Origin of the sequence: uncultured Thomasclavelia sp. (assembly GCF_944324745.1) — a bacterium.
Classification (GTDB): domain Bacteria; phylum Bacillota_I; class Bacilli_A; order Erysipelotrichales; family Coprobacillaceae; genus Thomasclavelia.
In genome coordinates this window covers 20,773-44,790 of sequence record NZ_CALUXO010000075.1, presented here as the reverse complement: position 1 = coordinate 44,790, position 24,018 = coordinate 20,773, and the positions used below count along the sequence as shown (strand labels likewise).

General features: G+C 30.0%; 22 protein-coding genes and 1 pseudogene. 7 read left to right on the top strand and 16 right to left on the bottom strand.

What is annotated here, in order from left to right:
• Position 1: 1 nt before the first annotated feature.
• From Q0K54_RS10250 to Q0K54_RS10230, 5 genes are read right to left on the bottom strand one after another with little or no spacing between them, the layout of a single operon-like run.
• Entirely contained in the window at positions 2-1,180 is a 1,179-nt protein-coding gene (locus Q0K54_RS10250; protein WP_294580940.1) for a CDP-glycerol glycerophosphotransferase family protein, read from the bottom strand.
• A 36-nt stretch (positions 1,181-1,216) separates the two neighbouring features.
• Positions 1,217-3,433, bottom strand: coding sequence for a bifunctional glycosyltransferase family 2 protein/CDP-glycerol:glycerophosphate glycerophosphotransferase (locus Q0K54_RS10245; RefSeq protein WP_294580938.1), 2,217 nt, complete (start codon positions 3,431-3,433; stop codon positions 1,217-1,219).
• A 14-nt stretch (positions 3,434-3,447) separates the two neighbouring features.
• Positions 3,448-3,834, bottom strand: a complete 387-nt coding sequence (gene tagD / locus Q0K54_RS10240) for a glycerol-3-phosphate cytidylyltransferase (protein ID WP_294580935.1) — start codon at positions 3,832-3,834, stop codon at positions 3,448-3,450.
• Positions 3,835-3,843: 9 nt separating this feature from the next.
• The gene (locus Q0K54_RS10235; RefSeq protein ID WP_294580933.1) at positions 3,844-4,671 is read right to left on the bottom strand and encodes an ABC transporter ATP-binding protein; all 828 of its coding nucleotides are present in this window, start codon (positions 4,669-4,671) and stop codon (positions 3,844-3,846) included.
• 9 nt (positions 4,672-4,680) lie between these two features.
• Entirely contained in the window at positions 4,681-5,502 is an 822-nt protein-coding gene (locus Q0K54_RS10230) for an ABC transporter permease (RefSeq protein WP_294580931.1), read from the bottom strand.
• A gap of 230 nt (positions 5,503-5,732) precedes the next feature.
• Here Q0K54_RS10230 and Q0K54_RS10225 point away from each other — a divergent pair, with 230 nt between their 5' ends.
• On the top strand, positions 5,733-6,128 hold the full coding sequence (locus Q0K54_RS10225; protein WP_294580929.1) for a DUF3783 domain-containing protein: 396 nt from the start codon (positions 5,733-5,735) through the stop codon (positions 6,126-6,128).
• Positions 6,129-6,157: 29 nt separating this feature from the next.
• On the opposite strand, the pseudogene Q0K54_RS10220 reads toward Q0K54_RS10225, so the two are convergent.
• Both Q0K54_RS10220 and Q0K54_RS10215 read right to left on the bottom strand, forming a co-directional pair.
• Positions 6,158-7,003: pseudogene (locus tag Q0K54_RS10220) on the bottom strand (aldo/keto reductase).
• A 212-nt stretch (positions 7,004-7,215) separates the two neighbouring features.
• Entirely contained in the window at positions 7,216-7,821 is a 606-nt protein-coding gene (locus tag Q0K54_RS10215) for a histidine phosphatase family protein (protein ID WP_294580927.1), read from the bottom strand.
• Between the two features lie 183 nt (positions 7,822-8,004).
• Between Q0K54_RS10215 and feoB the strand changes: the two genes are divergently transcribed.
• On the top strand, positions 8,005-10,350 hold the full coding sequence (feoB, locus tag Q0K54_RS10210) for a ferrous iron transport protein B (RefSeq protein ID WP_294580924.1): 2,346 nt from the start codon (positions 8,005-8,007) through the stop codon (positions 10,348-10,350).
• A gap of 47 nt (positions 10,351-10,397) precedes the next feature.
• Here feoB and Q0K54_RS10205 read toward each other — a convergent pair whose 3' ends face one another.
• The 3 genes from Q0K54_RS10205 to Q0K54_RS10195 are packed head-to-tail and all read right to left on the bottom strand — an operon-like array spanning position 10,398 to position 12,626.
• Entirely contained in the window at positions 10,398-11,207 is an 810-nt protein-coding gene (locus Q0K54_RS10205; RefSeq protein WP_294580921.1) for an aldo/keto reductase, read from the bottom strand.
• Position 11,208: 1 nt separating this feature from the next.
• The gene (locus Q0K54_RS10200; RefSeq protein WP_294580919.1) at positions 11,209-12,342 is read right to left on the bottom strand and encodes an aldo/keto reductase; all 1,134 of its coding nucleotides are present in this window, start codon (positions 12,340-12,342) and stop codon (positions 11,209-11,211) included.
• Positions 12,343-12,389: 47 nt separating this feature from the next.
• Positions 12,390-12,626 carry a hypothetical protein gene (locus tag Q0K54_RS10195; protein WP_294580916.1) on the bottom strand — a complete coding sequence of 79 codons (237 nt, stop codon included), beginning with the start codon at positions 12,624-12,626 and terminating at the stop codon, positions 12,390-12,392.
• Between the two features lie 124 nt (positions 12,627-12,750).
• On the opposite strand from Q0K54_RS10195, the gene Q0K54_RS10190 reads away from it, so the two are divergent.
• The 4 genes from Q0K54_RS10190 to Q0K54_RS10175 all read left to right on the top strand — a co-directional run bounded on the left by Q0K54_RS10190 (position 12,751) and on the right by Q0K54_RS10175 (position 17,652).
• Positions 12,751-13,629 (top strand): LysR family transcriptional regulator, encoded by an 879-nt coding sequence (locus tag Q0K54_RS10190; protein ID WP_294580915.1) that lies wholly within the window; start codon positions 12,751-12,753, stop codon positions 13,627-13,629.
• A gap of 99 nt (positions 13,630-13,728) precedes the next feature.
• Complete coding sequence (locus tag Q0K54_RS10185; protein WP_294580912.1) at positions 13,729-15,201, top strand: glycoside hydrolase family 1 protein; 1,473 nt, start codon at positions 13,729-13,731, stop codon at positions 15,199-15,201.
• 9 nt (positions 15,202-15,210) lie between these two features.
• Complete coding sequence (locus tag Q0K54_RS10180; RefSeq protein WP_294580909.1) at positions 15,211-16,140, top strand: AEC family transporter; 930 nt, start codon at positions 15,211-15,213, stop codon at positions 16,138-16,140.
• Positions 16,141-16,335: 195 nt separating this feature from the next.
• Complete coding sequence (locus Q0K54_RS10175; protein WP_294580906.1) at positions 16,336-17,652, top strand: MATE family efflux transporter; 1,317 nt, start codon at positions 16,336-16,338, stop codon at positions 17,650-17,652.
• 449 nt (positions 17,653-18,101) lie between these two features.
• Here Q0K54_RS10175 and Q0K54_RS10170 read toward each other — a convergent pair whose 3' ends face one another.
• Genes Q0K54_RS10170 through Q0K54_RS10160 form a run of 3 tightly spaced genes read right to left on the bottom strand, consistent with a single transcriptional unit; the run spans position 18,102 to position 19,978 of the window.
• Positions 18,102-18,755 (bottom strand): ABC-2 transporter permease, encoded by a 654-nt coding sequence (locus Q0K54_RS10170; protein ID WP_294580903.1) that lies wholly within the window; start codon positions 18,753-18,755, stop codon positions 18,102-18,104.
• Positions 18,756-18,757: 2 nt separating this feature from the next.
• The gene (locus tag Q0K54_RS10165; protein WP_294580900.1) at positions 18,758-19,603 is read right to left on the bottom strand and encodes an ATP-binding cassette domain-containing protein; all 846 of its coding nucleotides are present in this window, start codon (positions 19,601-19,603) and stop codon (positions 18,758-18,760) included.
• 3 nt (positions 19,604-19,606) lie between these two features.
• Entirely contained in the window at positions 19,607-19,978 is a 372-nt protein-coding gene (locus Q0K54_RS10160; RefSeq protein WP_294580897.1) for a GntR family transcriptional regulator, read from the bottom strand.
• A 135-nt stretch (positions 19,979-20,113) separates the two neighbouring features.
• Between Q0K54_RS10160 and Q0K54_RS10155 the strand changes: the two genes are divergently transcribed.
• Positions 20,114-20,599, top strand: coding sequence for an HD domain-containing protein (locus tag Q0K54_RS10155; RefSeq protein WP_294580895.1), 486 nt, complete (start codon positions 20,114-20,116; stop codon positions 20,597-20,599).
• A gap of 28 nt (positions 20,600-20,627) precedes the next feature.
• On the opposite strand, the gene Q0K54_RS10150 is transcribed toward Q0K54_RS10155, so the two are convergent.
• The 3 genes from Q0K54_RS10150 to Q0K54_RS10140 all read right to left on the bottom strand — a co-directional run bounded on the left by Q0K54_RS10150 (position 20,628) and on the right by Q0K54_RS10140 (position 23,948).
• Entirely contained in the window at positions 20,628-22,097 is a 1,470-nt protein-coding gene (locus tag Q0K54_RS10150) for a glycoside hydrolase family 1 protein (RefSeq protein WP_294580891.1), read from the bottom strand.
• A 100-nt stretch (positions 22,098-22,197) separates the two neighbouring features.
• Positions 22,198-23,064, bottom strand: coding sequence for a MerR family transcriptional regulator (locus Q0K54_RS10145; RefSeq protein ID WP_294580890.1), 867 nt, complete (start codon positions 23,062-23,064; stop codon positions 22,198-22,200).
• A 122-nt stretch (positions 23,065-23,186) separates the two neighbouring features.
• Entirely contained in the window at positions 23,187-23,948 is a 762-nt protein-coding gene (locus Q0K54_RS10140; RefSeq protein WP_294580887.1) for an ABC transporter ATP-binding protein, read from the bottom strand.
• Positions 23,949-24,018 lie beyond the last annotated feature (70 nt).

Below are 24,018 nucleotides of genomic sequence, written 5' to 3'. Positions count from 1 at the left end.
CCTACTTAAGTAAAATTTCAATTACTCGCTTACTAGCGTTTCCATCTTCATGGTTATTAAAACGCTGATTAAATTTTTCTAACGCCTGATAATCATATTGCTTTAAGGCTATTTTATCTAATAACACATCTTCATCTTCAACCACTTCACCAGGTAAATCATGATAAATATCTAAATAAAAACCACGCAATTCATCACGATAATTATCCAAATCATACATATAAAAATAGATTGGTCGTCTTAAAATTGCATAATCAAAGAAAACACTAGAATAATCAGTAACTAAAACATCAGCCACTAAATATAATGAACTAATATCCGACTGAGGGTCAATAAAGTAAACAAAATCCTTAACAGCTTCTAAGTCAAAATCATTGATAATTAAATAATGCGGCTTAAATAAAACAATATATTCATCTTTTAAACGTTCTTGCCATTTTTTAAAATTAACTTCCAGCTTGAAAGTATATCCCTTTAAATTATAAGAATTATCGCGCCAGGTTGGAGCATATAAAATAACCTTCTTATCTTTAGGAATCTTTAGCTGTTCTTTGATTTTCAAAACATCCTCATCACTATAGTTTGATAAAATATCATTTCGAGGATAACCCGTTTCAATTAAACGTTCTTTATTAATTCTAAAAGCACTTTGAAAGACCTCGGTAGTAAAGCTACTAGGACTGATCATATAAGTATATTTACTAACATCATTATCATATGTTGAACGCATTTCCTCAATTGACATTTCACTGCGATAAAAAGTCGTTCCTTCAGGAACTTCAATGTCATGAGCTAATTTTTTTAATGGTGTTCCATGCCAAGTTTGTAGATAAATTTGATTTTTCTTTTTTAAGACATATTTTGGAAGTTTACAATTAACGATCCAATATTTAGCTCGAGCTAAATAGAAAAAATAAGGAATACTAAAATACTCAATAACTTTAGCATTTTCAATCTGTATCTTCTTTTGACGATGATGCTTGATTGCATAAATACAGCGATAATTATGATATTGGGGATTGGCTGTTAGATACTGATGTAATGCCATGGGATTATCAGTATAACCACGTCCATGAAAAGAAATAAATAAAATTGTTTGATCATCCAAAGGAATAAAACGATATAATAATCGATAGGCTAATCGTATTCCTTTTCCAATTATCTTTTTTACAAATTTCATTAATCGTCCTCCTACAAAAATAAGGGGATAAGCCCCTTATTTAAATACTTGTTCCACAACTCGCTTACTAGCATTTCCATCTTCCCACGAACAAAAGCGCTGGTAGAACTGTTGATATTTTTCTTGATATGTAGCAGTTAGTTCATCAAGATGTTTAATCTTATCGACCACTTCTTCACTAGTAAAAACTAATGGTCCTGGAAGTTCTGTTTCCATATCAATATAAAAACCACGTAAAACATCACGATATTTATCTAAATCATATGTATAGAATAATAATGGTCTTTTTAAATTGGCAAAGTCAAAAAAGACACTTGAATAATCAGTAATACAAATATCACTGATTAAATAAATTTCAGTAATATCATCATATTTACTTAGATTATAAGCAAAATCTTCTAAACCTGAAACATCAAGATTATCTGCTATATAATGATGAGTTCTTAAGATAACAACATATTCATCACCTAGTTCTTTTTTCAATAAATCTAAATCTAATTTTAATTTGAACTTATAGCGCCCATTACCATAATATTCATCATCACGCCAAGTTGGAGCATATAAAATAGTCTTTTTATCAAGTGGAATATGTAACTTCTTCTTTAAATTAAGAGCAATTTCATCCCGATTTTTAGCTGAAAGTAAATCATTTCGTGGATAACCCGTTTCTAACATATTACCATCGTACATAAAACAGCTTTTAAAAATATCACTTGAAAACTTATTGGGAGCAATCAAATAATCCCATTCTTTTTTCTGACGATAGAATTGGGCTTTATAAGTTGGTGATGCTGCGGTTACTTCTTCTTGATCAAATGCTAACCGTTTTAATGGTGTTCCATGCCAAGTTTCCAAAAAGACCTGTTCTTCACGTTTACGGAACCATAATGGCTGACGAACATTGAAAACAAAATATTTCGACACTCCTAAATAATAAGCATATTCCCGTGTAAATCTTTTAACAATTTTACCACCATAAGGCAGTTTGCCCTTATAATCATTCAATACCCAGACAAATTCATATTTTCCAGGATAATTTTTAGCTAAATATTCATAAATATATTTTGGTGAATCAGCATAACTCTTACCCATAAAAGTTTCGAACATAACTAAATTTTCTTGGATTGGCTTATTAATATATTTATGCTGATATAAATATTTATTCATTTCATTTTTATTCTTCAATATTTTTTTAAATTTAATTTTAGCTAAACGACGATTAACTAATCTTTTAGTTGTATTTAAATCACCATCAATACAAGCTTTAACAATTTTACGGCTATAACGAGAAGATTTAGCTAATAAACGTGGATTAATATTTTGTAATACTTCACCCATGATTTCAAATCTTTCATTACGCCAATAATCGTTTTTACTACGACGAATCTTACGTACATAGTATTTAGTATAATAACGCAGCATCTTAGAATCCAGATAATAACGGATATAACTATCTTTAGGTACTAACATCGTGCAATATTTATAGACATCAATAAATTCATCAAATTTATTTTCTGGATCTTTAATTTGTGATAATGCTGGATTATTAATAGGATCATTGTGTTTTCTTTTAACATAAATAGCTTCATCAATCCGCTTGAAACTATTAGCATAATCTAACAATTGCACGACAAATGGAGCATCACTATAATAAATAAAATCTTCGTTAAACCGTAATTGATGCTTTTCTAATAAATCACGTTTTATCAAAATATTCAAAACCGATATATTACGAATTGCATGACGCGTTCTAATTAAAATATCAGTTGCATATTCACTAATATTTTCTTCATTATATTCTTTTTCGATAAATTTATCATCAAGATCATGATCTTTATCTTTGAGATTTAATTCATTATTTTTTTCATCACCCATGGTTTCAAAAACTTTCTTTTTAAACCAGGTAACCTTTCTAATTCCAGTCACTAAATCTAATTGTTTCGCTATTGCAGCCTGTAACAAAAGATTTAAAGCATTAGGCATTAAATAGTCATCCCAGTCAATAAAGTAGACATAATCGCCAATAGCACTATCTAAACCAACGTTTCTTTTTTTAGCTGCAGTTGAATTATTACTAGTTTTTATTATTTTCAAGTTTACTGGATAATTTTTAATTTTTGCATCAATTTCAGTACTTTCACTAATAACTAGAATTGTTTCAAAATCCGTCAAATTTTGTTCACTGATACTTTCTAAGCAATCATAGAGATATTGTTTATAACGATCATAAGGAATAATTATACTTAATTTCATCTTATAACCTGCCCCTATTTATGTAAATCATCTTTGATTTTAGTTGTTGAAATACCTTCAGTCCGTGGTAAATAAACAACTTCACAATAGTCTTTTAAATAATCAAATTTACCTTTCCAATCGTCACCCATAACAAAAATATCAACATCATGTTCTTGAATATCTCTAATTTTTTGATCCCATGACTCTTCTAAGATTACTTCATCAACATATCTGATAGCCCGTAATATCAACATCCGATCATGTTCACTATGATATGCTTTCTTTCCTTTTTGGGCATTAAAAGCATCACTACTTACTGCAACAATTAAATAATCGCCTAATTCTTTAGCCCTTTTTAAAATATTTAAATGTCCCACATGAAATAAATCAAATGTTCCATATGTAATTACTTTTTTCATTTAATCCACCTATCCTTTTATGCAATCTATAACTTTCTCAAAGAATCCTATTTTAGGATTTTTAACAATTCGTTTTTCAAACTTTTCATCTCTTATTTTGGCTTTTTGTTTATTAGAGAGTCCATTATAGTAGTCAACATACTCACCATAATGATTACAAACTTCATTTACTTCACCATACTCTTTTAACATTCCGCCTTCAATCCACATAGCACTTTGACAAAAATTTCTAACTTGTGGTAATGAATGGGAAATAAAGATAATGGTTTTTCCCCGGTCTTTCAATTCATTCATTTTATTTAAACATTTTTGAGCGAATCCCTTATCACCTACTGATAAAGCTTCATCAACAATGATGATATCTGGATCAAGGTAAATTGAAATTGAAAATCCCAGTCGTGATTTCATCCCACTAGAATATTTTTTAACAGGCTGATATAAAAAATCACCTAATTCTGCAAATTCAATTACTCCATCGATTATTTCTTGAATTTTTTTCTTTGATAGCCCTAATAAGGCACCTTTAACATTAATATTTTCTAGACCGGTTAACTGTTTATTTAACCCAGTATTGATGGCAACTAATGATTGTTCACCTTTAATATCCATTACTCCCTCATCAATTTCACTAATTCCAGCTAAAATCAATGATAATGTCGACTTACCTGATCCGTTAGTTCCTAAGATTCCAACTACCTCACCTTTAGGAATTTCAAAACTAATATCCTTTAAAGCATAAAATCGTTTTGTTTCATTACTTTTTTTCTTTCCATCATTTTTCTTTTTTAACTTGTATATTTTTGAAACATGTTCAAATTTAATTGCATAATCTTCCATTCAACTCACCTAAATCAAATCAATAAATTTATGTTTAAACTTATACATCATCGTGCAGCCTAAGGCAAATAAAACAATAGTTATCAACCAAAAAACACCCATTTGTTTCCAATAATGCATAAAACCATAGTGATATAAAAAACAATCACGATATCCACAGACAATATAATAGATTGGATTAACTTTCATCACAAAACGAATCAAATTAAATAATGGTGTTTCGGCACTAAAACGTGATATTGGCCATAAAATTGGCGTCAAATATAAAATCAAACGCATACAAGCTAAAATCAATTTTCTAGTATCTCTGGCAATCATATTTAAAACCGAAGTAATCATAGCCAACGACACCGTAAAACAACATGCTGCAAAACAATAATAAATCAAACCAAGCCAATGAACTGATGGATAGATTCCTTGGGTAAAATAAAATAACACCAATAAAATCATAATACATGCATGATTAAACAATTCTTTTAAGATAACAGTAGCTGGTAAAACGCTAACTGGAAACTTCATCTTAGTAATCACATTAATTTTTGAATATATAGCATTAGCTCCCTGGGTAATACATGGATTAATAAAAAACCAGACAACCATCCCAGCTAACATCCATTGGATAAAAGGAATACCATCAACATCATTTCGATTCATTACCAAACCAAAAACAAAATAATATGTTAATATTTGAATAAAGGGATTGGCAAAATTCCAGAATATTCCTAATCGCGAATCTCGCATGTCTGATAATAATTCATATTTTGAAATAGAATATATTCTAAATAAGTTACTAAAATTCTCTTTCAGAACATATTTTATACTTTTAAGCATCTTCTACCTCCAAGCTACTTTAATTCTACAACACTATCATTATAATTATACCACAATCTCATTACAAGATAAAATACCATAATTTTATCCAAAATTGAACGATATTTTCGGATATTTTAGTCTTTTTACTTCTAGTCGTCTTTAAAAAAGTAATTTAATAATTAAAATCATCATAGTTGAATCTCCTTTTAAAATATGCTAAGTTTATATTTGAAAGAGAGGCAACAAAGATGCAAGAAATACAAGAAACAGTCCTACTATACAATATTGACAAAACTGAAGCTGGTAAAGCTATTATTTCTATTTTAGAAAAATTGGATGTCAAAGTTGTTATTGTCAAAACTAGTGATTTAATGTGTCCCCTTGGCTATATTTTAAAATTAGACGGTTACCAGCGAGGTACAGAAGCTTTAACCTCTATTCCAAATGATGACATGATGGTTTTAGCCGGTTTTGAAGAAGATCAAATAGATGTTTTATTAGAAATCTTTAAAAAAGCTAATATTCCATTTATTCCATTAAAAGCAATGGTTACTAACACTAATATTGAATGGACTTTTAAACATTTACTAGATAATGTCAAACGAGAATATTTAGAATTTACAGGAATGAAACAAGCTAATTAATCAAAAATGCCAGCAAATACTGGCATTTTTTAGCGTTTTAATCCGGCAATCATCTCAACCGTATCAACATTATAATGATCAAAGAAACAACTATGATGACAATTCATACTTTCAATAATTTCCATATCTTCATAACTTAATTCAAAATCAAAGACATCGATATTCTCTTTCATTCTTTCTTTTCTAACTGTTTTAGCTAGTGGTACAATTCCCCTTTGAATTAACCATCGAAGTATAACTTGGGCATTTGTTTTTCCATACTTTTGTCCAATCGCTTTTAACTGAGCATTTTCAAACATATTATTACGCCCCTCAGCAAAAGGAGCCCAGGCTTCTAATTGCACTCCATATTTTTGATTATAATTATGCACTTCGATCTGCTGATGAAATACATTAACTTCTACCTGATTAACCGCTGGTCTAATTTTATCATATAATGATAAATCAACTAAACGATCAGGATAGAAATTAGAAACGCCAATCGCTTTAATCTTTCCTTCTTGATATAAATCTTCTAATGCCCGATAAGCCCCATAATAATCATTAAAAGGCTGATGTAATAAAACTAAATCCAGATAATCAAGTTCCATATTTTTTAGTGACTGTTATACTGAAGCCCTTGTTTTATCATAACCGTAATTTGCTACCCATACTTTCGTTGTAATAAATAGATTCTCACGTAAAACTGGTGTTTCTTTGATAGCTTGTCCAACAGCAACTTCATTTCCATAAGATTGTGCAGTATCAATTAAACGATATCCAGTATCAATTGCATCGAGTACAGCTTGTTTACATTCATCAAGATCTTTAATTTGATAAACACCAAAGCCAATTACCGGCATTTTTACACCATTGTTTAATGTTACAAATTCCATCATTTTTCCTCCTGCTTCTATAGTTTTTTCTTACTTTTATTGTAAAAAACGAAACAAAAAAAGTACAATATCAAAATTACATCACGCTATGCGTTTTATTTATAGTGAAATAATAACTAATTCGAATTTCAAAATCGATACAGCCAAAAAATCCTAGTAATGTTTTATTTACTAGGACCGGTTTTTTACTTATCTTTCAAGTAAAAATATTATTATTTTCCAATTACATCATTAAATAAATGACTGAAATCATGTTTAATAATATCTACACAAGTAAAAATATCATCTTCGAATTCGTATTTATAAATGGCGCAGTTTCCAATTCCTGATTTATATGGAACTTTACTAGTTTCTAACCATTTGCGCATAAAAGCACCACAAACCGCTCCATGGCTGGCAACTAATACAACTCGATGATCTTCTTTTTGCATGATTTCTAGTAAAGCATTAGAAATACGTTCTTGAAATTCTAACTCCCCTTCATCACCGAATTGGACAAAAAAATCACCATAAGGAAATTGCGGATTCAAACATTCATCTTTACCTTCAAAAGCTCCAAAATTCCATTCTTTTAAATTCTTTTGTCTAGTATATGGCATTTTACCTTCGGTAACTATCTCTAAAGTATCGCTGGCCCGTTCAGATGTAGATGAATAAGCATGATCAAAAGTAATATTATTATCTTTAAAATATTTTCCGGCTATCTTAGCCTGTTCAATTCCCAGTGGTGTTAACGGCGCATCACACCATCCTTGAATCTTATGTTGTAAATTAAATAATGTTTGGCCATGATGCATCAAATAAAGTGTTTTCTTCATTATTTTAACTTCTCTTCTATTTTCGATTATAAGTATAATATAAAAACACTTTATTATTAAACTATTAGAAATAATTAATACTATTATCTCACATAAACTTTACTTGACTAATACGCTTTGCCCCACTATACTAATTTTTATACAAAACAACAAAAATTTGTCACATATGATGGGAGGTTATATATGCTTACATTAAAAGACTTACCAATAAACAAAACAGCTACCATCGTTTCTATCGATGGAGAAAAGTCATTACGGCAGCATCTTCTAGATATGGGGTTGATTCCAGGCAGTGAAGTAACCATGGTCAAATTTGCTCCTATGGGAGATCCCATTGAAGTTAGAATTCATAGTTATGAACTTACTTTACGATTAGATGATGCCAAAAAAATAAAAATTGAAAATATTCGTGATACTACAACTATTCGAAAGAATCCTAAAAAAGTTGGTCACATGAACCATCCTGGTTTGGGTGAAGGAGGAAAATATCACTTAAAAAAAGATGAGCATCCTTTAAGTGATGATACATTATTAACATTTGCTCTAGCAGGTAATCAAAACTGTGGTAAAACCACGTTATTTAATCAATTAACCGGTTCTTCACAACATGTTGGTAACTTTCCAGGAGTTACAGTCGACCGTAAAGATGGTCCAATCAAAGGTCATCGAAATACTTTAGTAACGGATTTACCAGGTATTTATTCTTTATCACCATATTCAAGCGAAGAAATTGTTACAAGACAATTTATCTTAGAGGAAAATCCAAAATGTATCATCAATATCGTTGATGCTACAAACATTGAACGAAATCTCTATTTGACAATGCAGCTGTTAGAATTAGATATACCAATGGTATTAGCTTTAAATATGATGGATGAAGTTCATGAAAATGGTGGTTCCATTTTAGTTAACGAAATGGAAGAAATGCTTGGAATTCCCGTAATTCCAATTTCTGCTGCTAAAAATGAGGGAATCCAGGAGTTAATCGATCATGCTTTGCATATTGCTAAATATCAAGAAAAGCCAAGTCGTCAAGATTTTTGTGATGTTAATGATCATGGCGGTGCTGTTCATCGTTGCTTACATGCTATTATGCATTTAATTGAAGATCACGCCCGAAGCGCTCATATTCCAATTAGATTTGCAGCTAGTAAATTAGCCGAAGGGGATCCTTTGATTTTAGAAAAATTAAATTTAGATCAAAATGAAAAAGAAATGCTTGAACATATTATCGTGCAAATGGAAACTGAACGACAACTTGACCGCTGTGCTGCTATGGCAGATATGCGTTTTAGTTTTATCGCTAAAATCTGCGATGAAACAGTTATTAAACCTCGTGAAAGTAAAGAACATATCCGTTCAGTTAAAATTGATAACTTCTTAACTGGTAAATATACTGCAATTCCTGCTTTTATTGGAATTATGGCATTAGTATTTTATTTAACATTCAATGTGATTGGTGCCTGGTTATCTGATTTACTAGATTTAGGAATCACCTTTATAACTGATGCTTTAACTAATTTACTTATTAGAGCTAATGTCAATGATGTTTTACAATCATTAGTTGTCGATGGTATTTTTAATGGTGTTGGTAGTGTTTTAAGCTTTTTACCAATAATCGTTACTTTATTTTTCTTCCTATCATTACTAGAAGATAGTGGCTATATGGCCCGAATTGCTTTTGTAATGGATAAGTTATTGAGAAAAATCGGTTTATCAGGAAGAAGTATCGTACCCATGTTAATTGGTTTTGGCTGCACTGTTCCAGGCGTTATGGCCAGTCGTACCTTACCTTCAGAACGCGATCGTAAGATGACAATATTGCTGACACCATTTATGAGCTGTTCAGCTAAACTGCCAATTTATGCTTTTTTTACTGCTGCCTTTTTTCCAAATAATGGTGCTATAGTTATGGTAGCGTTGTATTTTATTGGTATAATCATTGGTATTTTAGTAGCATTTTTAATGCGAAAAACATTATTTAAAGGAGAAGCTGTTCCTTTTGTCATGGAATTGCCTAATTATCGTCTTCCTAGCTTTAAAAATGTTAGTCAATTATTATGGGAAAAAGCCAAAGACTTTTTACAACGAGCTTTTACCATTATCTTTATTGCCACTATTGTGATTTGGTTCTTACAAACATTTGATACTAAACTAAATTTAGTTGTTGATTCTAAAGATAGTATTTTAGCAATGGTAGCTGGATGGATTACACCAATCTTTAAACCATTGGGATTTGGTGACTGGCGTATTTCAACCGCTTTGATCAGTGGCTTTATGGCTAAAGAAAGTGTCGTTTCTACCATCTCTATTTTATTTGGAACTACTGCAAATCTAGTGACAACCTTTTCTAGTTTGTCAGCTTTAAGTTTGTTAGTTTTCTGTTTATTATATACACCATGCGTTGCCGCAATCGCTTCAATCAAACGAGAATTAGGTGGTAAATGGGCTCTATTCGTTGTTGTTGGACAATGTGTAATTGCCTGGATTGCAGCCTTTATCGTGCATCTAATTGGCTTGATAATTTAAAATATATCATAAAATTAACCCCGTTATTTAAAATAACGGGGCCTTTTTTATTGATAATCGTACCAATTAAATAATGACTGGTTAGTATCTAATTTTTTTATTATTGCCATCTGATCTTCTGTTAAATCAAAATCAAATAAATCAATATTCTCTTCCATTCTCTTTTTATGGGCTGATTTAGGAATAACTACAATACCTAATTGAATTAAATATTTTAAAGCAATTTGAGCCGCAGTTTTGTGATAAACATTTCCTATTTCAACTAATTCTTTTAATTCAAATAAATTATTTTTTCCAGTAGCTAAAGGACTCCAGGCTTCCATAACCGTTTGATTTTTAGCCAATATCGGCTGCAATTTTTGTTGCTGAAAAAAGACATGTGTTTCAACCTGATTGACCATTGGAATAATTTTGCAGTTTTTAATAAAATTTTTAAAATAAGTATAATGAAAATTAGATACTCCAATTGCTTTGATCAAACCTTGATCGTACGCTTCTTCCAGAGCTTGATACATCTTTAATGAATGTGAATATGGTTCATGAATCAAAACTAAATCTAGATAATCTAATTGCATCACTTTTAATGATTCTAAAATTCCCTTTTTAGCTGATTGATAATTATTGTAATGACGATCTAATTTAGTCGTGATAAATAACTTTTCACGAGGTATGTGACTATTTTGGATAGCTACTCCCACTTCTCGTTCATTTTGATACATCTTAGCAGTATCAATCAGACGATAACCACAATTCAATGCCTCCAAAACACTATCAATACATTTTGATCCCCTTAAATCCCAGGTTCCAAAGCCCACTAAAGGCATTTTTATTCCATTAGATAAAGTCACATATTCCATCTTAGTTACCTAATTTAGCCGCAAAATCACTCATTGCTTCTGAAATTTTAATTTGTTGAGGACAAACCGCTTCACAACTGCGACAACCAATACAAGCACTAGGCTGTTTATCAGCTGGTAATGCTGATAAAGCCATTGGCGCAATAAAACCACCATCGGTAAAACAATGTTCATTATATAAACTGATCAAAGATGGAATATCTAGTCCCATTGGACAATGACTAGTACAATAATGACAAGCAGTACATGGCAAAATTTTCTTCTCTAACATCTTTTTAGCAATACTCATCAATGTATCCCATTCTTGTTGATTTAATGGTTTACTTTCATTAAATGTTTGAATATTTTGCTGTAACTGTTCTAAATTAGACATTCCTGATAAAACCATTGTTACACTATCGATTGATTGTAAAAATCTAAAAGCCCAAGCCGGTACTGTTTCATCAGGACGTAATGATTGTAACTGATCAGTTGCCTTATCATCCAATTTAGCAAGACGACCACCACGTAATGGTTCCATGACCCAAACTGGAATATTATATTCCTTTAATAAGTCTAATTTATTCTTTCCATCCTGGAATAAATAATCCAAATAGTTTAATTGAATCTGACAAAATTCCATTTTAGAACCATATGCTTCTAAAAAGCGTTTCATCGTTGTTAAATCACCATGAGCTGAAAAACCTAAATGCTTGATTCGACCATTTTCCTTTTGTATAATTAAATAATCAAAAATTCCATATTTACTATCCAAATAAGCATCAATATTCATCTCACAGACATTGTGAAATAAATAGAAATCAAAATAATCGACTTGACATTTTTTTAGCTGCTCTTCAAAAATTTCTGCAACTTTATCCATATTATTCAAATCATAACCAGGAAACTTAGTTGCTAAATAAAAAGAATCTCTTGGATATTGTTTTAAAATTTCTCCCATTACTACTTCTGATTGACCATTATGATAACCCCAGGCAGTATCATAATAATTGACCCCCTGCTTCATTGCTAAAGCAACCATTTCTTTAGCTGATGCAACATCAATTTTTCCATCATCATTATCGACAACTGGAAGTCGCATTGCTCCCATTCCTAAAGCTGATAATTTTAAATCTTTAAAATTTTGATAAATCATAATATTTTCCTCCATTCAACTAGACCACATCCAACTAGATTTAAAATTTATAAACTAAATTCTTGTTTAATACTTGTAATCAAATAATCTAAACAATCAATCTCATCTTCTTTTTGATGTAAACTTATTAATAAATCCTTCTTGTGATAAAAAAGTACCTTTAATAACTCTTGAATATCGTTATTCTTGTATAAATTGATACATTTTTCAATCAATGTTTGATTGCATCCTGCATCATATAAATTTTGAAAAAAGATACCTTCTTTATCACGATATTCTGGCATAAACATCATCTCCTTAAGCATATTATATTTAAATTGCTTAATAATGTCTAATATCTATAAGTAATAATAAATTATTCTTTATTGGAATATCTAAATTCGTTATAATGAATATGAGGTGATTAAAATGGAAATTAGAGTTTTAAGATATTTTTTAGCCATAGCTAGAGAAGAAAATATGACTAGAGCTGCCAAATATCTTCACGTAACGCAACCAACATTATCAAAACAAATAAAGTTGTTAGAAGAAGAATTAGGAAAAAAGCTATTTATTCGTAGTAATCACAATATTAAATTAACCGAAGAAGGCTTACTACTTAGAAAACGCGCTGAAGATATTGTAAAAATGGTTGATAAAACAACCGAAGAATTTCAATCATTAGATGAAATTAGTGGTGGTGATATTTATATTGGTGGCGCTGAGTCGAAAGCAATAAAATATTTTGTCGAAGCAGCTAAAAATCTTTATGACCAATATCCAAATATCCGCTTCCATTTATACAGTGGCAATACTGAAACCGTTAGTGAACGTTTAGATAAAGGCTTATTGGACTTTGCAATCATTGCCCAAGAAGTTGATTTATCTAAATATCAATATATAAAAATCCCATATCAGGATACCTGGGGATTAATCATGCCAAAAAGCAGTCCACTAGCAAAAAAACAAACAATTACCCTTGATGATTTATTGCAATTACCATTAATTGTTTCTCGCCAGGGAATTAGTGAAGATTATCCCAAATGGTTTGGTGAAAAATTAGATCAGTTAAACATCGTTGCTACTTTTGATTTAATCTACAATGCTTCAATCATGGTTCAAGAGGGATTTGGCTATGCATTAAGCTTTGATAATTTAGTTAATACCGGTGTTGATAGCAACTTATGTTTTAGACAATTAGAACCATTATTACAAACTAATATCTATGTTATTTGGAAAAAATATCAAGTTTTTAGTCCAGTTGCTAACTTGCTACTTGAAGAAATGAAAAAAATATTTAATCGTTAGATATAACAAATAATCATATCTAACGATAAATTATAACTATTAGATATTTTAAATCTTCTGTAATATAATTTACTTGCAAATATACGAGGAGGCTTATTTATGGGATTTAGAGATAATTTTTTATGGGGCGGTGCCACTTCGGCCAATCAATATGAAGGTGGCTATTTAGAAGACAATCGTGGTTTAAGTACTTTTGATACCGTTACTGGTGGTAGTCATAGTATTTCCAGAAAAGTAACATTTTTAGATTCAGATGGTACTGTTGGACAAGCTGAACTCGATAGCACAATGACTGGTACTATTCCCATTGGTGCTACTGGTTATATCCAAAAAGATACCTATTATCCTAGTCATCAAGCAACTGATTTTTATCATCATTGGAAAGAAGATATTGCTTTGATGGCAGAAATGGGCTTTAAATGTTATCGAATGGCAATTAGCTGGTCACGTATTTGTCCTAAAGGCATGTATGATTTAAATGAAGCCGGTTTAATTTTTTATGATCAAGTATTTGATGAATTATTAAAATATGGAATTGAACCCGTTGTAACCTTAAATCATTTTGAAATGCCTTTATACTTAGCTGATCATTATGATGGCTGGTTAAATCGTACAGTAATTGATTTTTTCTTATTTTTTGTAAAAACAGTTTTTACTCGTTATAAAAATAAAGTAAAATACTGGATGACTTTTAATGAAATAAATGTTTTATCTAGCTGGTGTCAATTAGGCGTTCATGACAATAATCCACAAAATATTTATCAAGCTCATCATCATATTTTTATTGCCAGTGCTAAAGCCGTAATCTTAGGACACCAAATTAATCCAGAAAATAAAATTGGAATGATGATTGCTTATACCCCTAGCTATCCAATGACATGTCGTCCTGAGGATGTGATGGAAACAATTGAGTTTAATCGCCAAAAAGATTTTTATCTTGATGTTCAAGTTCGTGGTTATTATCCAGAATATCAATTAAAAAAATTTAAACGAGAAAATATTAAAATTGAAATGAAAGCTGGTGATTTAGATATAATTAAACAGGGAACGGTTGATTTTATCGGTTTTAGTTATTATATGTCGACAGTTTCATCAACCGATCCTAATGCAGTCAAAACTGAAGGAAATCAATTTATAGCCTACAAAAATCCGTACTTAACAACTACCCAATGGGGTTGGACCGTTGATCCTTTAGGATTAAGAATTGCTTTAAACCAGCTTTATGATCGTTATCATATACCATTATTTATTGTTGAAAATGGCTTAGGCGCTCCAGACATGATTAATAACGATGGTACTATCAACGATGATTACCGTATTGACTATTTAAAAAATCATATTAAGGCGATGAAAGATGCCGTTGAATTGGATGGTGTCGATTTAATTGGATATACCCCATGGGGATGGATCGATATTATTTCTGCTGGTACCGGTGAAATGAAAAAACGTTATGGTTTTGTCTATGTCAATCGTCACGATGATGGAACTGGTGATTTTTCAAGACACAAAAAGAAATCATTTTATTGGTATCAACAAGTAATTGCCACTAATGGTGAAAATTTAGAAATTTAAGGAGATTAGATGAACGCTTTAGCAACACTATTTCCAGTATTTTTTATGGTAGCTTTAGGTTTAATTGCTAGAATCAGAGGATGGATTACTTCAGAGCAAAAAGATGGAACCAATCATATTATCTTCAATATCTTATTTCCTTTTTTAATTTTTAATATTATCTTAACTTCAACGATTGAAGCATCATCAATATGGATCGTATTATATGTCTTTGTTGTATTTATCATTGCTGTTTTAGTTGGTAAAGTTATCAATAAGTTAGTTAACCATAAATACAGTCATATTTCCCCTTATATGCTAACAACTTGTGAAGGTGGTAATGTAGCATTGCCATTATACTTATCAATCGTTGGAAGTTCTAGTAATACTGTTATTTTTGATTTAGCTGGTACTTTAATGTGTTTTGTAATCATACCTGTTATTGTTGCAAAAATATCAGCTGGTAAAGTTAGTTTTAAACAATTAGTAAAAAAAATATTTTCTAATTCATTTGTTATCGCTGTTATTTTAGCAATGATTTTAAATTTTTCTGGTGTCTATAATTTTCTAGCCACAAGCCAGTTTATCGACATCTATACTAATACAATCGAAATGGTTACAGGACCAATCGTTGGAATGATTTTATTTATTATTGGTTATAATCTAAATATCAATAAAGAAACTTTAAATGTCATTATTAAAATGATAACTGTAAGAGTTCTATTCTACTTTTTAGTTATTCTAGGATTTTTCATCATTTTTCCTGAATTAATGGCTGATGAAATTTATCTGATGGCGGTTTTAATTTACTTTATGTCACCAACAGGATTTGCATTACCAATGCAAATATCACCATTATATCAAAATGAAGATGACGCTAGTTTTACTTCAGCATTTATTTCATTAAATATGATTATAACTTTGATCGTATATGTATTTGTTGTGATTTTTATTGCCTAAATCTTTTCAATTTGATTATTAACTTTAGAAAATAAATATTTGTTAGTAACTTGATAAATTAATTGACAACATCTTATAAAATTGATAAACTATCGTTGCAAACTAAACTATCTGTCGCCGGACAATACCTCTATCAATTTCAGTAGGCCATAGTTGAAATTGATTAGGGGTTTTTTATTTTTAAAGGAGGTCCAAATGGAAAAGCAAAGTTATTTAAAAGAGTACAGTAAATATACCAGTTTAAATGTTTTAGGCATGATTGGGTTATCTTGTTACATCTTAGCCGATACTTTCTTTGTCTCTAAATCTTTAGGAGCTAACGGCCTGACAGCTTTGAACTTGGCTATCCCAATTTATAGTTTTATTAATGGTTCAGGTTTAATGATCGGTATGGGCGGAGGCATTAAATATTCAATTTTTAAAAGCCAAAATAATGATAAAAACGCTAATAGTGTCTTTACTCAAGCTTTGATGCTAACATTAATTATAGCTTTAACCTTTTTTATCATTGGAATTTGTTTTACTGGTAATATTGTAAAAATGCTGGGAGCAAATGAAGAAGTCTATTCCATGTGCTATACCTATTTACAAATAATTTTATTGTTTGCTCCAATGTTCATGCTTAATAACTTATTATTGTGTTTTGTCAGAAATGATGGAGCACCACAATTATCAATGGCTGCCATGATTGGTGGTAGTCTATCAAACATTATCTTAGATTATGTTTTTATGTTTCCTTTCAATATGGGAATATTTGGGGCTGTTTTGGCAACTGGCTTAGCTCCAGTTATTAGCATGATGATTCTTTCACCATTTTTTATTAAGAAAAAGAATCATTTTAAAATCATTAAAGAAAGAATTGCTAAATTATATTTTATCGAGATTGTTTCTGGGGGTTTACCATCATTGATTACCGAGGTATCTTCTGGAATCGTTATGATTGTCTTTAATACTATTATCTTACAGTTAGCTGGCAATACTGGTGTAGCCGCTTATGGTGTCATTGCCAATTTATCATTAGTCGTTATTTCTATTTATACTGGAATATCGCAAGGAATTCAGCCTCTTTTAAGTAATGGCTATGGTCTTAAAAATATCAAAAAAGTAAAGACTATTTTTAAATATGCATTGATAACGGTTGTCATCGTTTCAATGACAATTTATCTAATCATAATCTTTAATAACGATACAATCGTTAAAATATTTAATAGTGAAAATAATCCTTTATTACAAGAAATTGGTCAAGCTGGTTTAAAAATATATTTCATTGGCTGTTTATTTGCGGGCTTTAATATCGTTTCATCAATATATTTCACCGCCACTGAACATTCATTACCAGCTCATATTATTTCGCTTTTAAGAGGATTTATTATCATCATTCCTACTGCTTTTTTATTAGCAAATCTATTCAAGATGACTGGAGTATGGGCTACATTTCCGGTAACTGAAATAATTGTTTCATTAATAAGCATTGTTTTCATTTATCAAAATACTAAGAAGTTCTTAAAATAGAACCACTGTGGTTCTATTTTTTTATAAACCAGCAAGATAATACACTTAAAACGAAAATCTAAATGATCCAATTGGTAAAATATGTCTAACACCATTAAATGAATTCGATCCTGTTGATTCGTTTGATACCAGCGATGAAGCTTTTAATACTAAAATGGATGGATAACAACATAAATATCAACAAACTGTTTTACTACTTTCAACCAACCACTGTGCCATATATTGGCGTCATTGTTTTAGAAAAAGAATATTAGACTATTTTGAAGCTGAATTAAATAAACACATAGATGATAATGGAAAAACTTTATTTAAATTTCATTAAAGTAAATATTCTTGTAATCTTTCCCGCGCCTTTACTAGTAAATTAGATAATAATTTTGCCTAGCTTGATGAAAATCTCAACGGAATATAAAAACGAGGTATCACAGTAGTGATACCTTGATCATGGATTAATATTCTTTATGACTAACTATCCGATTACTAATCACATATGATATTCCAAAAAATATGGCAACCAGAAGGATTATAACCATAATTATTATCTTCGCATCAGCTGATAATAACTGATCAAATAAAACCATTAAGTTAATGTTAAAATTACTGGCAATTTTAAATACTGCCACTGCCAATAATATAACACAGGCAACGACTGCGATAATCATAATTCTTCCCTTTTCACCACCATATTTAAAATGAAATGGTAACATGATTGCTAGAACAATTAACATTGAAGGAATTATTAATATTGATGGAATAATATCATCAATACTTATTAATTGACCATTTAATAATTGAAACCCGGTTATGACAGTAAAAGCATACATCCAGCCACAAATTCCTAATAATATACCAAATAAATACTTCTCTAATACATAATTTTTACGAGAAAATGGTAAAGTCATTAGAAACGGATACCCATTATCAAATTCATCATAACTAATCGTACTTAAGGTAAATAAAGTCATGACAAAAGTAATAAAGCTGATAGCAAAATAACTATCATATGATAATCCAACCATTCCAATTGTAATAATAAACATCATGATAAAAAAATTCTTTTGCGATTTCAATAATTGCAAATCCTTAATCAATAGTCCATTCATTGTTATTCCCCTTTAATCATCATTGTAAATACATCATCAATCGTTCCGTTTTCAAGTACAATATTAGGATAATTCTCGTGATAAAACTGTTTTTGATTCGTCAAACAGCTATAACCAAAAGTCTCTTGTTTATATTTCAATAAGTATTGTTTATCCAGCTTATTAAATTGTTCTGATGATACTTTCAACAAAGCATACTGACTTAAAATAACATCGGTATCTTCATGATAAATAATTTGTCCATCATCAATCATATATAAATCATCACACAAGTTTTCTAAATCACTAGAAATATGGGAACTAATCAAAATTGAACGTTCTTGATTTTCAGTTAAATAATCTCTTAATAAATCTAATAATTCATCCCGAGCTAAAACATCCAATCCCGCAGTAGGTTCATCTAAAATCAAAAACTCTGCTTCATGACTAATAGCTACAATCACCTTTAATTTGGCCTTCATTCCCGTTGAAAAATCTTTTATTTTTTTAGTCAGTGGTAAATCAAAACGATGAATCAAAGTCATAAAATAATCATAGTCGAATTTTGAATATAGACTTCTAAGAATTGGAATTATATCTTTGATCGTTAGATAACCACTAAATCCTGAATCAGCTAAAACTACTCCAATCCGCTCTTTGTCATGATTAGTAAGCTGCGTTATATCTTTACCAAACAATTCAATTTCTCCACTGTTGATAGCAATTAAGCCTAATATTGCTTTAAATGTTGTACTCTTTCCAGCCCCATTAGCCCCAATCAATCCAGTTATAGCACCATTAGATACTTGTAAAGTACAATTTAAATTAAAATTATCATAATTTTTTTGAATATTTGTAATCTTTAGCATCCTTTAACCCTCCAAAATTAATTCAAATAAGCTCTTTATTTCTTCATCACTTATTCCATAACTTCTTCCTTTTTGGATGGCCCTTTCCAAATCGGTTTCTAGCTCTTTTTTTTGTTCTTCCAATAAAATTTCTGTATTGATCATAGCAACATAAGTACCTTTACCATGGATAGTAACAGTAAAACCACCAGCTTCTAAATTATCGTAAGCTTTTTTTACTGTTAAAGCACTTATTTTTAATTCTTTAGCTAAAGTACGAACAGATGGTAAATTGTCATTTTCTTTTAAATCACCACTACGGATCATAGTTTTAATTTGATCGACAATTTGTTCATAAATTGGAATCATCGATGAATGATTAATAATAATTTTCATAGCTGCCCTCCTGTTCAATAACAGTATATAACAGTATAATACTGTTGTCAACTGTTATATACTGTTATATTAATAATTAATTATTTAATCCACTAATTGTTATGCTATAATACTAATAGAAAGTTGGGTGAAAATATGATTTCAGAAATAATGAAAGCCATGATTGAATTTTCAAATGGAAATCATCATGATATTAATCATTTAATCAAAGTATGGTGTCATAGTAAAACAATCGGTGAATTAGAAAACCTCGATAGTAAAACACAATTTATTTTAGAAATTGCCGCTATCTGTCATGATATTGCCTGTCCATTATGTCGCCAAAAATATGGTAATACTAATGGCAAATATCAAGAAAAAGAAGGTCAAATATTAGTAAGAGAATTTTTAGCACCTTTTAAATTAGAGCCTAAGGTTGTTGAGCGTGTTGCTTATTTAGTTGGTCATCATCATACTTTAGATAAAATTGAAGGTACTGATTATCAGATTTTAATTGAAGCTGATTATTTGGTTAATGCACAGGAATCTAATTATAGTCATGAAGCAATTAGCAATTTTGCTGAGCACTATTTTAAAACAAAAACTGGTAAAGAATTATTAAAATCGATGTATCAATTATAAAAAAACTGCACTTCATTGTGCAGTTTTTTTAGTCTAGATCTTCACCATTAGAGGCAATAACTTTTTTATACCAATAGAATGAATCTTTTCTCTTACGAGAAAAATCCCCAGTTCCATCATCATGACGATCTACATAGATAAAACCATAACGTTTTGCATATTGACCTGTTCCAGCAGATACTAAGTCAATTGGTCCCCATGTAGTATAACCAATTAGTGGTACTCCATCTTCAATTGCTTCTTTCATCGCTGCAATATGTGGTTTTAAATAAGCAATTCGATAATCATCATGAATAGATCCATCCTCCTCTACTTTATCAAATGCTCCTAAACCATTTTCAACGATCATTAATGGTGTATGTGGATAACGACCGTTTAATAACTTCAATGTATAACGTAATCCGTCTGGATCAATTTGCCATCCCCAATCACTAGCTTCAAGATATGGGTTTTTAGCTCCAACTGTCATATTACCTTTAGTCATTTCAGCATCTTTGTTGACAGTGATACAATTAGATTGATAATAAGAGAATGTATAGAAATCTACTGTACCTTCTTTTAAGATCTTTTTATCTTCTTCAGTAATGTATGACGTATCGATTCCATGTTCTTTAAAATAACGCCACATATATGATGGATATTCACCACGAACTTGAACATCACCGCAGAAATTATTCTTAAAATCATCTTCATCATAAGCTGCCAAGATGTCTTTTGGATTTGGTGTTAATGGATAAACAGTTGTATGAGCTATCATGTTTCCAATCATAAAATCTGGATTTATTTCATGACCAGCTTTTACTGTTAAAGCACTGGCAACAAATTCATTATGTAATGCTTCAAATGTTTTTTGTGAATCACTTTTTAATTCAGTTAAAGGGATACGATGATCAGAATTAATATCTTCAGGATCCATCATTCCTAATCCATAAAGATTACCAATACCACCTTCACCCATACAAGCAATATTAATTTCATTGAATGTTAACCAATATTTAACTTTATCTTTGTAACGTTTAAAACATGTAGTTGCATATTTTACAAATAAATCAATAACTCGTCTATCAGAAAAACCATTATATTTAGTTACAATATTCCATGGAATTTCATAATGACATAAAGTAATTAATGGCTCCATTCCATGCTTATGACATTCATCGATTACATCCTCATAGAATTTTAAACCAGCTTCATTAGGCTCTTCATCATCACCATTAGGAAAAATACGTCCCCAGTTAATTGAAAATCTAAAAACATTCCATCCCATTTCCGCAAATAAAGCAATATCTTCTTTATAATGATGATAAAAATCTACTGCTTCATGGCTTGGATAAAAAGCATCAGGATCAGTTTTTGGTAAGAATGTTCTTGGGGTATTTACATCACCACCTAATAACATATCAGGAACACATAATCCTTTTCCATCTTCTAAATAAGCACCTTCACATTGGTTGGCTGCCACAGCACCACCCCATAAAAAGCCTTTTGGAAAACTCATCTTCTCTACCTCCAAATAATTAAACCGTTTTCATATAACTATATTATACATCATTTTAACTGATAATGTATAGTCTCTTTTGAACTTGGCAAATTTGATATTATTTTTTATTGAGTCTTGATAAAATATCTTTCATTTTTACTATCAATTGTTTAAAATTGCTTTGAGGTGATCCCTGCTCTTTGATTTTCTTCAAAATTTCTATATTTTCTTTAATTACCGTAAAATGATTATCTTTAGCAACATCTAAATTATATTGCTTGTTCCAAGTGTGAAAATTTCGATTAATATACTTGTATCTTGATAGTGAATCGGGATATCTTTGATAAATTTCGATTAAATTCATTGGATCATTGATTTTTAGATCATATTTCTTAATAAAAGTAAAAAATTCACCCGTAATACTATCATTCATAATTTCAAATGAATAAGTATCATTAACTGTATTAATATCAAGACAAATAAAATATAAATTATAAACTGCATAATAACGGCCATCTTCACCTTTTGATAGACAAATCGAAATATCAATTGATTGAATTTGTTCCCAGCTGAGTTCTTGTTTTGAAAATTTCCATCCCTGATTATCAATAAACAATTCTACATAGCGATTATCTTCATTAGCTACATGACCATTTAAAATTAATTTTACTTTTATTCTTTTAATATATTCATTTATTCGCTGTTCAATTTCTTCGATATCATTTTTAGATTTTTGTAAATATTGCTGCTTATTTAATAGACAGGCTCTAATTGATAATTGATTATTTAAAATAAGCTTGATTTCATCGATTGATAAATCTAATGATCGTAACATCAAAATAAGTTTTAAAAGTCGTAAATCATCTTCATTATAATTACGATAATTATTTTCATCGCGTGAAGGATTAATTAAGTTTTCTTTTTCATAATAAATCAACGCCTGTTTAGTAATCCCTAATAATTTTTCAACTTCATGGGTTTTCATTCTATTTAACCTCCTAATTGGTCTATATTCTTGCTAAAAATAAAAGAATTAATTTTTAAAACCCGAGATAATTACATTTTCTTTTATGCCATTTTTTATAAGTCCAACAGCTTTATTTTATATTATTTTAATATCTTTAATGACTCTTTCGATGTCATTTTTACTATTTTATAATAATATTCTGTTTGATTATGACCATTTCTATTTATTTCTCCTTGAATCAAACCATCTTTTATATAAATCATCTTATTTGAATAAGACGCCACCATTGGATCATGGGTAACTATTAAAATGCTCTTTCCTTGCCTATTCAATTCAACAAATAACTTCATTAGTTCATGGGTATTATCACTGTCTAAATTACCAGTTGGTTCATCGGCAATAATTAGTTTTGAATCATTTATTATGGCCTTACAGATTGCAATTTTCTGTTTTTGTCCCCCAGAACATTCAAATGGATACTTGTTTAAAAGTGATTCTATTTCCATTATTTTCGCTAATTTATCAATCTTTGTTTTTATTCTCTCTTTTGTTTCATTATATAAAGCTAATGGAATAGCAATATTATCAAATATCGTTAAATAATTAAGTAAATTAATATCTTGAAAAATAATACCGACATTTTTATGTCTAAATTCAGCAATTTCATCAATACTTAAACCAGCTAATTCTCTACCAAACATATTAATCTGTCCCGAAGAAACTTTATCAACCAATGAAATACAATTTAAAAAAGTTGATTTACCTGCACCTGAAGGACCCATGACACATACAAAATCACCATCATTCATCGAAAAATCGATTCCCTTTAAAGCCTTTATCGGATTCAATGAAAACTCATCATATATTTTACTTAATTGTTTTACTTCTAAAATTTTATTCATATTTTCCTCCATTTCCGTCCGCCTTCGTCGGTCGGACACAAACATACAATAAAAATTTTAATTTATCATT

Coding starts and splice junctions, on each gene's coding strand:
- Q0K54_RS10250 (WP_294580940.1), bottom strand. CDS start 1,180: ATGAAATTTGTAAAAAAGATAATTGGAAAAGGAATACGATTAGCCTAT.
- Q0K54_RS10245 (WP_294580938.1), bottom strand. CDS start 3,433: ATGAAATTAAGTATAATTATTCCTTATGATCGTTATAAACAATATCTC.
- tagD (WP_294580935.1), bottom strand. CDS start 3,834: ATGAAAAAAGTAATTACATATGGAACATTTGATTTATTTCATGTGGGA.
- Q0K54_RS10235 (WP_294580933.1), bottom strand. CDS start 4,671: ATGGAAGATTATGCAATTAAATTTGAACATGTTTCAAAAATATACAAG.
- Q0K54_RS10230 (WP_294580931.1), bottom strand. CDS start 5,502: ATGCTTAAAAGTATAAAATATGTTCTGAAAGAGAATTTTAGTAACTTA.
- Q0K54_RS10225 (WP_294580929.1), top strand. CDS start 5,733: ATGCAAGAAATACAAGAAACAGTCCTACTATACAATATTGACAAAACT.
- Q0K54_RS10215 (WP_294580927.1), bottom strand. CDS start 7,821: ATGAAGAAAACACTTTATTTGATGCATCATGGCCAAACATTATTTAAT.
- feoB (WP_294580924.1), top strand. CDS start 8,005: ATGCTTACATTAAAAGACTTACCAATAAACAAAACAGCTACCATCGTT.
- Q0K54_RS10205 (WP_294580921.1), bottom strand. CDS start 11,207: ATGGAATATGTGACTTTATCTAATGGAATAAAAATGCCTTTAGTGGGC.
- Q0K54_RS10200 (WP_294580919.1), bottom strand. CDS start 12,342: ATGATTTATCAAAATTTTAAAGATTTAAAATTATCAGCTTTAGGAATG.
- Q0K54_RS10195 (WP_294580916.1), bottom strand. CDS start 12,626: ATGCCAGAATATCGTGATAAAGAAGGTATCTTTTTTCAAAATTTATAT.
- Q0K54_RS10190 (WP_294580915.1), top strand. CDS start 12,751: ATGGAAATTAGAGTTTTAAGATATTTTTTAGCCATAGCTAGAGAAGAA.
- Q0K54_RS10185 (WP_294580912.1), top strand. CDS start 13,729: ATGGGATTTAGAGATAATTTTTTATGGGGCGGTGCCACTTCGGCCAAT.
- Q0K54_RS10180 (WP_294580909.1), top strand. CDS start 15,211: ATGAACGCTTTAGCAACACTATTTCCAGTATTTTTTATGGTAGCTTTA.
- Q0K54_RS10175 (WP_294580906.1), top strand. CDS start 16,336: ATGGAAAAGCAAAGTTATTTAAAAGAGTACAGTAAATATACCAGTTTA.
- Q0K54_RS10170 (WP_294580903.1), bottom strand. CDS start 18,755: ATGAATGGACTATTGATTAAGGATTTGCAATTATTGAAATCGCAAAAG.
- Q0K54_RS10165 (WP_294580900.1), bottom strand. CDS start 19,603: ATGCTAAAGATTACAAATATTCAAAAAAATTATGATAATTTTAATTTA.
- Q0K54_RS10160 (WP_294580897.1), bottom strand. CDS start 19,978: ATGAAAATTATTATTAATCATTCATCGATGATTCCAATTTATGAACAA.
- Q0K54_RS10155 (WP_294580895.1), top strand. CDS start 20,114: ATGATTTCAGAAATAATGAAAGCCATGATTGAATTTTCAAATGGAAAT.
- Q0K54_RS10150 (WP_294580891.1), bottom strand. CDS start 22,097: ATGAGTTTTCCAAAAGGCTTTTTATGGGGTGGTGCTGTGGCAGCCAAC.
- Q0K54_RS10145 (WP_294580890.1), bottom strand. CDS start 23,064: ATGAAAACCCATGAAGTTGAAAAATTATTAGGGATTACTAAACAGGCG.
- Q0K54_RS10140 (WP_294580887.1), bottom strand. CDS start 23,948: ATGAATAAAATTTTAGAAGTAAAACAATTAAGTAAAATATATGATGAG.